The organism is Bacillus sp. OV322 (assembly GCF_900112495.1).
Classification (GTDB): Bacteria; Bacillota; Bacilli; order Bacillales; family DSM-1321; genus Peribacillus.
Window position 1 is genome coordinate 104274 of the sequence record NZ_FOMA01000005.1, and the last position, 14149, is coordinate 118422.

The window sequence follows — 14149 nt, forward strand, 5'->3', positions numbered from 1 at the left end:
ACATGGCTCATCAAACAGCTGAAAAGCGTACCAATTCCTTCTACTGGCTGATGCTCACACCATCCTTGCTGTTCCTGCTAGCCTTTCTGGTGGTTCCTTTTATCATGTTGATCGTTTTGAGCTTCCGTGAGGTAGACAGCCTTTTAAATGTTCTGCCTTCATACAGTATCCATAATTATATTGAGGTGTTTACTTCATCGTCTTATCTGACTACGATTCGAACAACGCTTGGCGTAGCGGCGTTGACAACAGTCATTGTGCTGCTTGCAGCGTACCCTGCGGCGTATCTGTTGGTAAGGACACCGTACAAGGGATTGCGAACACTGTTTTATATTCTTTTAATCTCCCCACTCTTAACGAGTGTGGTCATTCGTACGTTTGCCTGGATCGTGATTCTGGCACAGAACGGACTTTTAAATGAGGTACTTTTGAAGCTGCATTTGATAGATAAACCTCTAACCGTGTTGTGGAGTATGAAGGCGGTTATTATCGCATACGTACAGGTGATGCTGCCGTTCGCTGTTCTGCCGATTGCCACGTCCATGGGGGAGATTCAGCCGAAGTTGCGTGAAGCATCCATGAGCCTCGGGGCAGGCAGGATACGCACATTCTTCAAGGTTACGTTTCCACTCACGTTCCCTGGCATGCTTTCTGGTGCGGCCATTGTGTTCTCGCTCGCAGCTGGAAGCTATATTACGCCTTTATTGGTAGGTGGACGATTGCAGCCGTTGTTGCCGCTATCGATTTATCAGCAGACTGTTCAGGTGTTCAATATGCCATTCGCAGCTGCCCTGGCAATCACTTTGCTCGCAATGGTAGCTATTGTGGTTGGACTGATTAGTTGGATTTCCAAGAGATGGGAGGCGAGGCTCCATGACTGACAATACAGGTAAACGAGGTAGCTCACGTAGACAGCATAAATTCTCCGCGTTGACTACCTTGATATGGATTGCAGGCATAATCGTCTATCTGTTTCTGATTTCGCCTATTCTTGTCATCGTTCTGTCCGCCTTCAGCCCAACCGAGTATCCGACTTTTCCGCCACAGTCATTTTCGGTACGATGGTTTACCGCTGTGTTCCAGAATAGTGATTGGTGGGATGCTCTACGGGTTAGCCTTATCTTGCTGTTGATTGTGACCCCACTTACGGTTCTACTAGGTACAGCAGCGGCTTATGGATTGGGAAGATTGAAATTCAGAGGACGGGAAGCCATTCAATCCTTAATGCTATCACCACTTATGATTCCGCAAGTCGTGCTCGGCATTGCACTTCTGTATGAATTCACCAGTCTGGGCATTATGAATTCCCTAACAGGGCTTGTTATCGGTCATATGGTAGTAGCATTTCCTTATGTAGTGAGAGTTATCAGCGTGAGTGTGACCGGACTTGACCCAAAACTGGAGTCGGCGTCCATGAGCTTAGGCGCAGGAAGATGGACTACATTCCGAAGAGTTACGCTTCCCTTGATCAAACCGGGTATCATTGCAGGTACGGTTTTTTCTGTAGTGGAATCCTTTGGAGAGGTCTCGGTCAGTCTGTTTGTGTCGTCACCAGGCAACATTACGATACCTGTTCGGATATTCAGCTATATAGACCAGACATTTGACCCATCGGTAAATGCGATTTCGGTGCTGTTCATTGCCGTTGCCGTCATAGCACTGATTATTATTGATAAAACGGTCGGCTTAACGAAAGTGATGTAACCGGAAGTCTATATTATTGTACTAGATTAATGATAAGGGCCAGGTAAACCGTGCAATCCGGGAGCCTGGTCTCTTTAATAGATTAGGAGGATATTTTATGACACTTACAGCATGGATAAATCAGGCTGATCGGATTCAGGAACAGGTAGTGGAGTGGCGCAGACATTTTCACCGCTTTCCGGAATTATCATTTCAGGAAGTTAAGACATCGGCTTATATAGCTGAGCAGTTAGAGAGTTTTGGCAATCTGCAAGTATCGCGGCCAACACCAACCAGTGTGGTGGCGCGTCTGCTTGGAACCCGGCCTGGAAAATCCTTGGCGCTCCGGGCAGACATTGATGCGCTTCCTATACAGGAGGAGAATACGTTTGAATTTGCGTCACAGCATCCTGGAATCAGCCATGCCTGCGGTCACGACAGTCATGCTGCCATGCTTCTTGGTGCGGCCAAGATCCTGTCCGGCCGACAGGAGGAGATTGCGGGCGAGATACGATTTATCTTCCAGCATGCAGAGGAACAAGTGCCGGGAGGAGCGCAACAGTTAGTGGAGGCAGGGGTTTTAGGTGGAGTGGATGCAATTTACGGTCTGCACTTGGTCTCCTGGTTACCAACTGGACAGATAGGAGTTATTGATGGTCCAGCAATGGCTGGGAATGACGCTTTCGAAATTACGGTTCGTGGAAGTGGAGGCCATGCCGCCTACCCACATGAGGCTGTTGATGTTATCTCGATTGCGGGACAGCTGATAACCAATCTTCAACATATTGTCGCGCGCCGGCTTGATCCACTTGATAATGCGGTGCTTTCGCTTACCCAGATTCATGGTGGAACTTCATATAACTCTTTTCCGGAAGAACTTAAGATTAATGGTACCTTTCGGGCCTTTGATCAGGGAGTACGCAAAAGAATGCCTGAAGTTATCCGACAGATTATAGAAGGTGTAGGAGGAGCCCACGGCGCATTGTGTGAATTGGACTACCAGTATGGGTACCATCCGTTAATCAATGACAAATCACTGGTGGATGATGTCAGGGAAGTGGCCGCTGGATTCTTCGGTAAAGATCGTGTTAAGGAAATGAAGCCGGTACTTGGCTCCGAGGATTTCTCTGCATACCAGCAGAAAGTGCCTGGGGCATTCATTTATATCGGTTCCAACAACGAAGAGAAGGGAAGCCATTATCCGCATCATACCCCTCGGTTTACAGTGGATGAGGAAGGAATGGAAACTGGTCTGAAGCTTCTAATATTACTTGTGGACAAGTGGAATAAACTATATTCGTAGGGAAACCATGTACTAGCCTAAAACGCACATGGAAATGTGCTCAGGAATTTACGTGTCATTAAAATTCATGCATGAGGCTTTTCGTATTAGAAAACAAAAAAATCAGAAAAATAGAGCTGAGAACCTCCCTTTATTCATATCGGGTATACACAGTGGATGGTCGGTAATACTTCAGCAAAAGTTAGAGTTTTCTTATGCAGTTGATTGGCTGGAATGAGTTCGGTATTCGACTGGACTCAATCCAGCTAATTTTATTTTGGATCGTTCATTGTTATTTACCAGTAGATATATTCTTCTATTCGACTTTTTAATTCTTCATAACTTACCGGCGTTTCTCCATAATACATTTCTTGCTTTATAATCCCAAAGAAATTTTCCATCGAAGCGTTATCTGCACAGGTTGCTTTACGTGACATGCTTTGAAACCTATTTTATTTTCTTTTAATGTACTGATCCATGTGCTGATAATGCCAGCCTTGATCAGAATGGATCGTGGTGCGATAGGTTCCATGATTCTTTACTATCTCTACTGTTTCTTTCAAAGGTTTCATGACAAGATCTAACGTTTCAATTACAACCTTTAACTCCAACAGTTGAAATTCTTTATTTTTATAAGCTGTATTTAAAAAAACGGGAATCTATCTAAGGAAATATAAAAGAGGAGTTATGGATATTAATCAATTTTTTTAGACATATTTTTATGCAATGCTTGAACTATGCGCAATGAGGCACATATATCAACTCAAACATACTAGCTATGCTAAAAAAAAAACAACTAACAAGTGAAGGTTTAAGGATGTAACCAATACCTAGTAGACTGCAAGTGCTAGGTAGAGTATTTAAAGAATGACATGAAATGGGGTTTACCATTTTACATAAAGGACAATTAGGAACCAAGTTAAATAGTAAGAGAGATAATAAAAGTATTGAAAGCTATGGGATATATCATTGAAAGGGAATATAATGGATAAATTATTATAACTATTATAAAATAAAATAATTTGTGTAAACCTATTTTTTTGTTAAATCACTAAAGGGGATGATGAATCGTTTATATGAAAACACTTCGTGAAATTGGCTATAAATTGCAAGAAGAAAGAAGGGGAAAGCATGGACTCTGTTGACAAATCAGAGTTTGAGAAGGGACATTGGAGTATAGATTCTCATTGGAGTACAAATCCTTGTCCCTATTCATTTATATAATATCCAAAGGTGTTTTTCTTAGTGGTTTTGGAAATACGTCGTCAAGTCTGTTCAGATCTCCTGTGGTCAATTGAATGGTTGAGGCTTGAGCATTGGCTAAAACATGTTCTTCCTTAACAGCTTTTGGGATAGCGATTACGTTGTTTGAACGAATGGTCCACGCAAGAGCAATTTGTAATGGCTGCACATTGTATTTTTCTGCTATCTCAATGATGGTTGGATCGCTTAGTAATTGTTCTCTTAAAGACCCTCCCTGGGCCAGGGGACTATAGGCCATAATTGGCATGTTATGTTCATGATGCCATGGCAGGAGATCATAATCAATTCCTCTTGAACCCAGATGATATAACACTTGATTTGTCACACAATTTTTTCCGTTAGCGGTATCCCACAACTCTTTCATATCATCCGTATCAAAATTAGAAACTCCCCATCTTACAATTTTACCAGCCTTGCGCAGTCTCTCCATTCCTTCGATCGTTTCTTCCAAAGGAACACGACCTCTCCAGTGCAAAAGATACAAATCAAGATGATCTGTGCTAAGTCGTTTTAGACTATTTTCACATGCACTTTCAATTAAATCTAACCCGGAATGATGAGGGTATACTTTCGATACTAAAAAAACTTTATCTCTTCGCCCCTTGATTACCTCACCAACTAAACGTTCGGAATCGCCGTTTCCGTACATTTCAGCCGTATCGATTAGCTTCATGCCTAGTTCTATTCCAAGCTGCAAAGCTTTGATTTCTTTGTTTTTCGATTTAGGATTTTCACCCATGTACCATGTTCCTTGACCAATACTTGGAAGAAAGGTTCCGTCAGGTAAAGTTACTCCACGTTTTTCAAGGGTATGCTTTATTCTTAATATTTTTTCATGATCAGGTGAACTCATTTTCATTATTCATTCCTTTCATATCTCACCTTGTTTTTCTCGAACTGAATCTCCAATTATTTCTATTTATTGAAAGTATGGATTATTTTTAAAAAAATGTGGCTATACATTGTTGTAGTATAGCCACAAAAATAACATTATAATATTCCATTTACACCAAGTGAGCCCCGCCATCAATAAGTTGAACAGTACCAGTTGTAAAACCATTTTTCACTAAATACACGTAGGCCTCAGCAATGTCTTCAGGCTGTGCCACGCGATTAACAGGCAGCTGTTGTGCAATGCTGCTGTATAAATTTTGTCTTTGCTCGTCAGACATCCCTCCGTAGAGCGGGGTGTCTACAATACCAGGTGAAACAACATTTACCCGTATAGGGGCCAGGTCTACTGAAAGCCCCCTAACCAATCCATCGATCGCTGAATTGATCGATGCAAGTGTAGTTGCTCCCTGTGGCGGACGAATTCCATAAACACCAGATGTCAATGTGATAGAACTGGTATCATTTAAGTACGGAATAGCAGCACGAACGGTTAAGTATTGCCCCCAAAACTTACTATCAAACGCTTCTTTAACATCCTCAACAGGTAAGTCACTAAAATGACCCATTGCACCTTCACCTGCCGTAACGACAAGATGATCAAAGTTCCCTACCATTTTAAAAAAGTCAGCCAGTTTTTCTTCACTGCGAAAATCAATATTGTAGGCTTCCACATTACCGCCAATTACATTCTTTGCCTCCGATAGTTTTGCATCAGAACGGCTTGCAATAATGACTTGAGCAGATTCATCAAGAAATGCCTTTGCTGCGGATAATCCGATACCAGAAGTACCTCCTATTACAACTACACGTTTTCCTTTTAATGACATTGTATGAACCCTCCTTAAAAAATCTTTTTAGGTTGTATCTGAAATCAATATTACATACTACTTTTAGTGAAATTAATATAAACCAACGCTTTATTATTTTATTTTACCAGTAGTTTTAATGTAGAACTAACGTAATGCTTTAACAAGGGATTTTCCAAAATCTTTCGAGACCATCGCCAGTATTAATATCATCATTGGCAACATGTTGTTCAACATAATTAACGTCAACAGCCTTCATTTCGTTCATTTGAACATCTACTGGATAGCAAGTTGCTTCTCTTCAAAGAAAGCAAACCAGTTTTAGCAACTGTAACAGGGCCTGCTACGAGAACTTTCTGTATTACATATGCTTTGAAACTATTTCTGTCAAAGCTTCTTTTGGAGAGAAACCGATAACCTTCTCTACAGCCACTCCGTCTTTGAAAAGAATCAACGTAGGAATGCTCATGACTCCAAACTTTCCTACTGTTCCTGCGTTTTCATCTACATTAAGCTTGGTAATTCTAACTTTGTCACCCATTTCACCATCGATTTCCTCCAATACAGGTGCTATCATTTTACAAGGACCACACCATGGGGCCCAAAAATCCACTAAAACTAAGCCCTCTTTAATTTCAGTGCTAAATGTTTGATCTGTTACGTGTGAGATAGCCATTATTATATCCTCCAATTTTTTCTTATAATTTTAATGCATACAGAAAATCAAAATTACTCTTCCTCTTAGTGTAATAAAAAAAGTTACAGTTTGTTTTTTATAAAACGTACTGTAATAAAATAGTTTGCAGTATAGACATTACTAAGTAAAGGTCTGGTAAATGTCCCTAACAAACTAAACTATTTTAAAAGGTACTTTTCAAATTGGTTGCTCCCAGTTCGAAAGGAATTACTGTAATTTTAATGTTTACAGTTTATGGAGTCAAGAAAAATTAACTCGATATTCTCAAATTCCCCTACAATGGGTATACACGAATGAAAAGTTCTCATCTCATTTTGCGTTTTTCACCTGAAGCTGATTTTTGTTTATTTTGTTTATGATAATATACGAGAGTACCTGACTTTGCTAACTTCTCCTATTTCATCAGCGACGGTATTTTGCGGTTGTGCTATTTCCGTTAGATTTGTGGAGGAGGGGATTAGTGATCTTTGATTCGAAAATGACTAAGGTTAAAATAAATATCTAAAAAGAAACAGTGAAGGTATAGAGTAGAAGTAAATGTCTCCATCATGTAAGTCTTAATAAGGGGAGAGGAAAAGAATTTACGGGAAAGATACTTTAAAAGAAATACCTCGTCCTTTCAAGGTGTCGGTTGTGGGACAGCAACTCCTCTTGATAGTCGAGCCCGATTTCACAGACGATTTCTCAAGATAAAAGCGTATCCAAAACAGAAGTCACTTTTTCAATTAGAGTTGAGAACTATTATGATATTCCTGGGGAAAGTGGATTCTCTGAAATTTTCTGTACCCACCCAAATGGTAATCCCTTTACAGTGGATGAGATTAATTCTAATCTTCGCTTGATAGAAGACATGCAATGGCATAAGTCGCTAAGTAATATGAAAAAATAAAGAGCAATATATCAAACCCTCAACGGTTAAAACTAATCCTTTTAACTATCGTATTATTGCAATCTTTTATTGTCTATGTTGAAAAGATGATGACTCGGATGTAGAAAAACTTTAAAAGGAATCATCAAACCAATGTCATTATAAATAAGAAATGACATGGAAAAAATAAAAAAGAGCGGCACTGACATGTCAAAAAACAATGGGATATTTAAATATCTAACTGCCTATACAAGGATTTGGAACCAGCATGTTTTAATAGAATTGCTTTTTCATGGAAAAAGTGGTTACAGCATGTTTCCATTCCTGCTTGACAATCCAAACTGTAATATTTATTATTACATTATGTTATAACTATTAAAAAAGCGAAAAGGACTACTAAAAAAACGCTTTTTTATTTCTTAGGGGGGCAGGGCCATGAATAGTGATTTTACGCTTGCCGTTCATAGTTTAACTTTTCTTGCGTTGCAGTCAGACCGGATGTCAACAAGTGATGCTATCTCAGAGAGTGCTGGTGTTCACCCGGTACGCATTCGCAAAGTGTTAAGCTTGTTAAAAAAACATGGATTTATAAAATCAAAAGAAGGAACCGGCGGCGGATTTATTTTTACTTTAGACCTTAGCGAAGTTAATCTTTGGGATATATATATGATAACTTCTGAAGGTGCTCTGCAGCCTAAGTGTCCTGATTCAAATAAAAAGTGTATTGTGGGCGCAAATATGAAAAGTGTATTATTTGGAATTTTCTTAGGCGCTGAGGAACATTTGGGTGTGTATTTAAAGAACTATACAATTAAAGAAGTTGTCGATCTTGTAAATCAAGAACAAAATAGCGACTGTGACTAATGGCCGTGAACTTCTTAATTATCATAAAAAAATTACAGGTTCATCTGGGTGATAAATCCCCGCTCACTGCAGCTTAAAAGAGGTACTTTCTTGGGTACATTCATATAATACTAAAAAAACTTAAGAAGGTGAAAAGGATGTTTACGAATGGTAATTCCGTTTTGAAAACAGGTGATTGGATTAAGGGAAAATTAAAGGATGGGGAATTAATAATTGGTTATATTGAGTCACAGAGTATTCTCGATGGAGTTGTTAAAGTAACGGTTGCTAAGAGTGACAATCGTGAAATGCTTGGCAAAACAATTTCGACTTTAAGTAAAAATGTTAAGAGACTTCCACTTTCAAAGGCGGTAAACAAGGAACAAATTCTATTTCTGATAGACTTAGCATTATTAACGGGGGATGAAGAATGGTTTATTGAGCTTTCTTCCAAGTTAAACTCCATCAATCAACTTGTTGATGTAATACGTTAAACTTTATCGGAATTCAGCCACATGCGATTATTCGTGGGAATGTAAGGGCGGGTGCCGTTCCAAGGATTCCTGTTTCCAGCTGAAAAAAAAACACTGGAAAATCAGGACTTTCATCGAAGGCATAAATCTATAGAGGCAGACGAAGCGTTTGCCGCACAGTCTCTAGATGTTGGAAAAGAGATGGAATTCGATAAAGAGATTGTCAACGGCGGAGCGATTGCGGAACATTTTAAAGGGAGGGAAACCATCTTAGTGGTTTCCCTCCTTTATTGAGTTAGGATATCCTATTGGTGCAAGTGGGGCTCGTATTTTGGTAACACTTGTTCATGAATTAATGCGAAGAAATGAACGTTTTGGGTTAGCAACATTATGCATATGGAGGCGGCCAAGAGGTGGCAACAGTAATTAAGATTGCAAAGTAACAAGCCACCCAAAAGGGACATTACCCAAAAGACTGTTATAAGTACCATCACAGGAACCTGGTAAATGTAGCTTTCAAGAAGCTCTATTAATTATTAAAATCTCTATACTCTAAACTAGCCCACTAATGTTGCAATCAACCTAAATAATCATTGAAAGCCCGATAAAGAGTGGTTACTGTAGTGCTTTAAAGAAAGGAAGATTGTATTGCAACCGTTCTCAATTTAGAATACATTAAGGGTATTGAAAAGTTCACGTGGAGGTTTTATTATGGCAACGATGAAAGACATATCTAAAAAAGCGAAAGTTTCACTTTCTACAGTGTCAGCTGTAATTAACCACTCAGCATATGTTAGTCCGGAACTTACTAAAAGAGTAATGCAGGCAATTGAGGAGCTAAATTACAGACCGAATGCAGTAGCCCGGAGTTTGAAAAAGAAGCGCACAAATACCATTGGTGTCATAGTGACAGATATTTTAAATCCCTTCTATCCGCCAATGATCAAAGGTATAGAAGATATAGCTTTCAATAATAACTTCAATGTAATCCTGTGTAATACATCAAATGAACATAAAAGAATTTTGACTTATTTGGAACTAATGCATGAAAAACAAGTTGACGGTCTTTTGTTAGCTAATATAGCAACAACGGAGGATTTCAACGAAATTGAAAATACAGGATTAAAATATGTTTTAATCAATCGAAGACCCCCATTATATTGCAATAATTTTGTTGGGGTCAATAATGTATTAAGTTCTGAATTAGCTGTTAATCATTTAGTGAATCAGGGATACAAAAGAATTGCGTATTTTGGAGGTAATCCTGAAATAAACACTGCAAGAGAAAGAAAAGCTGGATTTATAAGCTGTATGACTCAACATGGTTTAGAAGTTGACACCAACCTTGTCTTTGAAGGGGAATACACCCTGGAATCGGGATATACCAATGTAAAAAAGATGATCGCGCAAGTGGACAATTTACCAGAAGCCATATGTGCTGTAAGCGACGTAGTAGCTTTCGGAGTGATCAAGGGACTAAGAGATACCGGAATTCGTGTTCCAGAGGATATTGCCGTCATTGGGAACGATAATAGTGCGTTTTCCGAAAACTTTCTTGTTCCTCTATCCAGTGTTGATCATTCTACATATGATATGGGCAAATTATCCATGGAGTTGCTATTACAGCTAATCAAGGAAAAGGGTGAAATCACTGCCAGACAAATAATTCTTACTCCATCTTTAGTTGTTCGCGAAAGTTGCGGGTATGGAATAAATAAGAAAAATAATTGATCATTTATAATATGATATCAGAGTGCTTCTCGTTAAATTAGTGGTGAAGATATCCAGATAATATTATTGGAAATATTCTGAAAATACTATTGATTTTGAAAGTAATTCTTTTTATACTAGTAACAAATAGCGAAACGTTTCGATGGTAGGATCGACAATTCAGGATTTTTTTTAGATTCTCCTATTTTATTTGCTTGGAGTATTGTAAGATACAAAAATACATGAAAATGAATGGAGACTTTGGGTGAAGAAAGCCCTGTTTATAAATCTATAATATTTTAATTTTATCGAAACGTTTCGCTATGGTGGATATTTTTTACTAAAAGGAGGATTTACTTTGGAAAAATTAATTATTACAGTTGCCCCTACTGGAGCTCAGACAACCCGCGAGCATACCCCATATGTGCCTCTTACACCAAAGGAAATCGCAGATTCCGTTTATGAAGCTTGGCAAGCGGGAGCGTCCATTGCCCATATTCACGTAAGGGATGAAGACGGTAACAATACCCTTAACTTAGATACTTACATAGACGTAGTAAGCCGTATAAAGGATAAATGCGATATCATCATCAACTTAACGACGGCTGGCGGAGTGGCCATGAACGATGAAGATCGGCTGCGAGTATGCGAATTGGGCTCGGAGATGGCAACATTTGATGCAGGTTCAATGAACTTTGGATCCGGTGTATTTCTTAACTCACCTAATTTTTTAGAGCGATTGGCAGTAAAACTGAAAGAAAATCAGATAAAACCTGAAATTGAAGTATTCGATGTTGGAATGATCGAAAATACCATGCGAATTATTAAAAAGGGCCATATCAACGCACCATTTCATTTCCAATTTGTATTAGGTGTACAGGGCGGGATGCCGGCTACACCAAAAAATTTGTTGTTTATGGCGGAAAGTATTCCCTCCGGTTCAACATGGTCAGCAATTGGGGCGAGTAAGGATCAATTAGCTATCAACACCATGAGTATTCTAATGGGGGGACATGTCCGTGTAGGGATGGAGGACAGCGTATATTATCGAAAGGGTGAATTAGCCAAAACGAATGCTCAATTTGTTGAAAGGATTGTAGATTTATCCAGGACTTTAGGAAGAGAAATTGCAACACCAAATGAGGCAAGAGAAATTTTAGGACTGGATCAAACAAGAAATACTAAAGTAATGAAGAACGCAAGTGGTTCCGTAGAGTAATCCACAAGTGTTCACATATATGTTAACTGTTGCTTTTCTGATCATCATAACATTTTGTGGAGAAATAGGATTTCAATAACCTGATTAACCTGGTAATTGAAAGCGTTTTCTATAGTGTCTATATTCAACTAGGGTGAATCATGATTCATTCACCCCTCAAACACATTACATGGAGGAAATCACATATGAGAATTGCCATAATAGGTGCAGGTTCTTTGGGTACTATAATAGGGGCCTTGATTACTGCAGGAGGTCAAGAAATAGATTTAATTGATATCAATAAGGAACACGTGGAGGCACTTAATCATTCTGGTGCAAAAATTACTGGTTTTATGGATCTTCGTGTACCTGTAAAAGCATCGCTGCCAAATGAAATGACTGGTAAATACGATTTGGCTTTTTTGCTGACAAAGCAGGTATACAATCAAACTTCTTTAGACCAATTGCTTCCCCATCTTCATTCCAATAGTATCGTTTGTACGCTGCAAAATGGGATACCGGAAGATTTTGTTTCTTCGTATATAGGACGCGAAAGAACCATTGGGGGCGCAGTGGGATTCGGGGCCACATGGTTGGAACCGGGTGTTTCTGAACTGGCTACAGAAGTACCTACTGTAAAAAATTACGCATTTGACATTGGTGAACTGGATGGATCGCTGACTCCTCGTCTTGAGGAAGTAAAAAGGATATTGGATTTAATTGGTCATTGTCACATCTCTAATAACATTTTGGGAATAAAATGGGCAAAACTTTTAATGAATGCAACTTTTAGCGGTATGTCTGCGGCATTAGGCTGCCGTTTTGGCGATGTTTTATCAAGTGAAACAGCAATGTTTAGTATAGCTCATATTGCAGATGAAACAATAAAGGTTGCGCATGCACACGGAATTAAATTAGAACTGATGCAAGGAAAAGATATGGAGTTTCTTGAACTCCAAGACGAAAATGATATAGCAAATAAGAATGATTTTTATCATGAGGTATGGGGACCGCATAGTAATACAAAAGCAAGCATGCTGCAAGACTTGGAGAAAAATAGAAAGACAGAAATTGACTTTATCAACGGTTTCGTTTGTAAAAAGGCTAGGGAGGCAGGAATAAAAACTCCTTACAATGATCTTGTTGTTAAATTGGTGAAAGAATCGGAGGAAAAAGGTTATCCACCAGAGTTCTCTGTAAATATCAAACATTTCCAACCTAGTTTATTAAGTACGTGACTATTTATAAGAGGCAGAAAGTAGAGGTTGATTATGATTAAAAAAATTGCTGTTTTAGGTGCAGGTACCATGGGGCATGGCATTGCAGAAGCTTTTGCCATGTATGGATATGACGTTAATCTGTACGATACTGACGAAAATAAATTAAAGGATGCTAAAAAGGAAATTGAAGAAGAACTGAAATTGTTAGCTCTAGAAAACTTTTTCGAGCCTCAGTCAGTCGGGTTAACTCTCGAAAGGATTACCTTATTTACGGATTTAAAGCAAACGGTCAAAGATTGTGATTATGTAATTGAGGCTGTACCTGAAATTTTAGAGCTAAAGCAAAAGCTTTTTAAGCAATTGGATGAATATTGTCCTTCGCATACAATATTTGCAAGTAATACATCGAGTCTAAGTTTATCCAGTATGATGGAACTTATCAGTGATAAACGGAAAGAGCAAATGATTGTAAACCATTGGTATAATCCTGCCCATTTGATGCCACTAGTAGAACTATCTTATTTTGGAAATATGCCAGAACATCTTTTTAGAGAAATAGAACATTTATATCAGTCCATCAAAAAGCAAACAGTTAAAGTTTTAAAGGATATACCAGGACTTATAGCTAACAGAATTCAACAAGGAATTGCACGGGAAGTTTTCTCTCTTATTGAAATGGGGGTCGCGACCCCGGATGATATTGATAAAGCACTAAAGTTTGGCCCGGCATTCAGATATGCTACAACAGGACAATTAGAGATTGCCGATTTGGGGGGCTTAGATATTTGGTGTACAGTTGGTGATAACTTGTTAAAGGTTATGGATCATTCTCAACATGCGAACGAGATGTTGAGGCAAAAAGTAGCGGCAGGGAAATTGGGCATTAAATCAGGAGAAGGATTTTATGACTATAAAAAAGATGAAATTGCTAGTATTAGGAAAAGGTTTGCAGAAAACTTGATACATCAACTTAAAGCCTCCCAATATTATATCGATAGGTCGTCGACAAAGAACCACACCTAATAAACTAGATGATCGTAAAAATACAGCTGATAAATTCTAGAAACTCGACCCGTAATATTACAGTTGGAAATACTTTTGAGATTTTTGAAGATTGACTTCAAAAATTAGAAAGAAAATCGAAAGTCAATATGTCCTAATTACCTAATTCGAAAACGGAAGTTTATTAGAAATTCCAAGAATTAATCAAGG

At 38.7% G+C, this 14149-nt stretch carries 14 protein-coding genes and 1 pseudogene; 10 read left to right on the plus strand and 5 right to left on the minus strand.

The genetic code is table 11. The annotated features are described in order from the left end of the window. Nucleotides 1-2: 2 nt before the first annotated feature. The 3 genes from BM126_RS13195 to BM126_RS13205 all read left to right on the plus strand — a co-directional run bounded on the left by BM126_RS13195 (nt 3) and on the right by BM126_RS13205 (nt 2986). A complete protein-coding gene (locus BM126_RS13195; RefSeq protein ID WP_090989933.1) occupies nt 3-881 on the plus strand; it encodes an ABC transporter permease in 879 nt (292 codons plus the stop codon). 241 nt (nt 882-1122) lie between these two features. Beyond that, nucleotides 1123-1704 carry an ABC transporter permease gene (locus BM126_RS13200; protein WP_256213099.1) on the plus strand — a complete coding sequence of 194 codons (582 nt, stop codon included), beginning with the start codon at nt 1123-1125 and terminating at the stop codon, nt 1702-1704. Nucleotides 1705-1801: 97 nt separating this feature from the next. Then, the gene (locus tag BM126_RS13205; RefSeq protein WP_090989935.1) at nt 1802-2986 is read left to right on the plus strand and encodes a M20 metallopeptidase family protein; all 1185 of its coding nucleotides are present in this window, start codon (nt 1802-1804) and stop codon (nt 2984-2986) included. A 192-nt stretch (nt 2987-3178) separates the two neighbouring features. Here BM126_RS13205 and BM126_RS23330 read toward each other — a convergent pair whose 3' ends face one another. From BM126_RS23330 to trxA, 5 genes are all read right to left on the minus strand, one after another. Further along, the gene (locus tag BM126_RS23330) at nt 3179-3298 is read right to left on the minus strand and encodes an IS3 family transposase (protein WP_371261457.1); all 120 of its coding nucleotides are present in this window, start codon (nt 3296-3298) and stop codon (nt 3179-3181) included. Next, entirely contained in the window at nt 3262-3402 is a 141-nt protein-coding gene (locus BM126_RS23335; RefSeq protein ID WP_090989936.1) for an IS3 family transposase, read from the minus strand. Before BM126_RS23335 ends, BM126_RS23330 begins: the two co-directional genes overlap by 37 nt. A gap of 779 nt (nt 3403-4181) precedes the next feature. Continuing rightward, the gene (locus BM126_RS13215) at nt 4182-5081 is read right to left on the minus strand and encodes an aldo/keto reductase (protein WP_090990296.1); all 900 of its coding nucleotides are present in this window, start codon (nt 5079-5081) and stop codon (nt 4182-4184) included. A 151-nt stretch (nt 5082-5232) separates the two neighbouring features. Beyond that, nucleotides 5233-5949: an SDR family oxidoreductase gene (locus tag BM126_RS13220; RefSeq protein WP_090989937.1), complete on the minus strand. Its 717-nt coding sequence runs from the start codon at nt 5947-5949 to the stop codon at nt 5233-5235. A 340-nt stretch (nt 5950-6289) separates the two neighbouring features. Continuing rightward, a complete protein-coding gene (gene trxA / locus BM126_RS13225) occupies nt 6290-6604 on the minus strand; it encodes a thioredoxin (RefSeq protein WP_090989938.1) in 315 nt (104 codons plus the stop codon). Between the two features lie 1324 nt (nt 6605-7928). On the opposite strand from trxA, the gene BM126_RS13235 reads away from it, so the two are divergent. The 7 genes and pseudogenes from BM126_RS13235 (at nt 7929) to BM126_RS13270 (ending at nt 13960) form a co-directional block, all read left to right on the plus strand. Further along, nucleotides 7929-8357 carry an RrF2 family transcriptional regulator gene (locus tag BM126_RS13235; RefSeq protein WP_090989940.1) on the plus strand — a complete coding sequence of 143 codons (429 nt, stop codon included), beginning with the start codon at nt 7929-7931 and terminating at the stop codon, nt 8355-8357. A gap of 137 nt (nt 8358-8494) precedes the next feature. Beyond that, nucleotides 8495-8830 (plus strand): IDEAL domain-containing protein, encoded by a 336-nt coding sequence (locus BM126_RS13240; RefSeq protein ID WP_090989941.1) that lies wholly within the window; start codon nt 8495-8497, stop codon nt 8828-8830. A gap of 5 nt (nt 8831-8835) precedes the next feature. Continuing rightward, a pseudogene (locus tag BM126_RS22890) lies at nt 8836-9252 on the plus strand (hypothetical protein); the annotation flags it as partial. A 268-nt stretch (nt 9253-9520) separates the two neighbouring features. Next, on the plus strand, nt 9521-10540 hold the full coding sequence (locus tag BM126_RS13255) for a LacI family DNA-binding transcriptional regulator (RefSeq protein WP_090989944.1): 1020 nt from the start codon (nt 9521-9523) through the stop codon (nt 10538-10540). Between the two features lie 337 nt (nt 10541-10877). After that, nucleotides 10878-11738, plus strand: coding sequence for a beta-keto acid cleavage family enzyme (locus BM126_RS13260; RefSeq protein WP_090989945.1), 861 nt, complete (start codon nt 10878-10880; stop codon nt 11736-11738). 185 nt (nt 11739-11923) lie between these two features. Continuing rightward, nucleotides 11924-12955 carry a ketopantoate reductase family protein gene (locus tag BM126_RS13265; RefSeq protein ID WP_090989946.1) on the plus strand — a complete coding sequence of 344 codons (1032 nt, stop codon included), beginning with the start codon at nt 11924-11926 and terminating at the stop codon, nt 12953-12955. A 33-nt stretch (nt 12956-12988) separates the two neighbouring features. After that, on the plus strand, nt 12989-13960 hold the full coding sequence (locus BM126_RS13270; protein ID WP_090989947.1) for a 3-hydroxyacyl-CoA dehydrogenase family protein: 972 nt from the start codon (nt 12989-12991) through the stop codon (nt 13958-13960). Nucleotides 13961-14149 lie beyond the last annotated feature (189 nt).

Coding starts and splice junctions, on each gene's coding strand:
- BM126_RS13215 (WP_090990296.1), bottom strand. CDS start 5,081: ATGAGTTCACCTGATCATGAAAAAATATTAAGAATAAAGCATACCCTT.
- BM126_RS23335 (WP_090989936.1), bottom strand. CDS start 3,402: ATGTCACGTAAAGCAACCTGTGCAGATAACGCTTCGATGGAAAATTTC.
- BM126_RS13235 (WP_090989940.1), top strand. CDS start 7,929: ATGAATAGTGATTTTACGCTTGCCGTTCATAGTTTAACTTTTCTTGCG.
- BM126_RS13270 (WP_090989947.1), top strand. CDS start 12,989: ATGATTAAAAAAATTGCTGTTTTAGGTGCAGGTACCATGGGGCATGGC.
- BM126_RS13205 (WP_090989935.1), top strand. CDS start 1,802: ATGACACTTACAGCATGGATAAATCAGGCTGATCGGATTCAGGAACAG.
- trxA (WP_090989938.1), bottom strand. CDS start 6,604: ATGGCTATCTCACACGTAACAGATCAAACATTTAGCACTGAAATTAAA.
- BM126_RS13195 (WP_090989933.1), top strand. CDS start 3: ATGGCTCATCAAACAGCTGAAAAGCGTACCAATTCCTTCTACTGGCTG.
- BM126_RS13255 (WP_090989944.1), top strand. CDS start 9,521: ATGGCAACGATGAAAGACATATCTAAAAAAGCGAAAGTTTCACTTTCT.
- BM126_RS13220 (WP_090989937.1), bottom strand. CDS start 5,949: ATGTCATTAAAAGGAAAACGTGTAGTTGTAATAGGAGGTACTTCTGGT.
- BM126_RS13240 (WP_090989941.1), top strand. CDS start 8,495: ATGTTTACGAATGGTAATTCCGTTTTGAAAACAGGTGATTGGATTAAG.
- BM126_RS13265 (WP_090989946.1), top strand. CDS start 11,924: ATGAGAATTGCCATAATAGGTGCAGGTTCTTTGGGTACTATAATAGGG.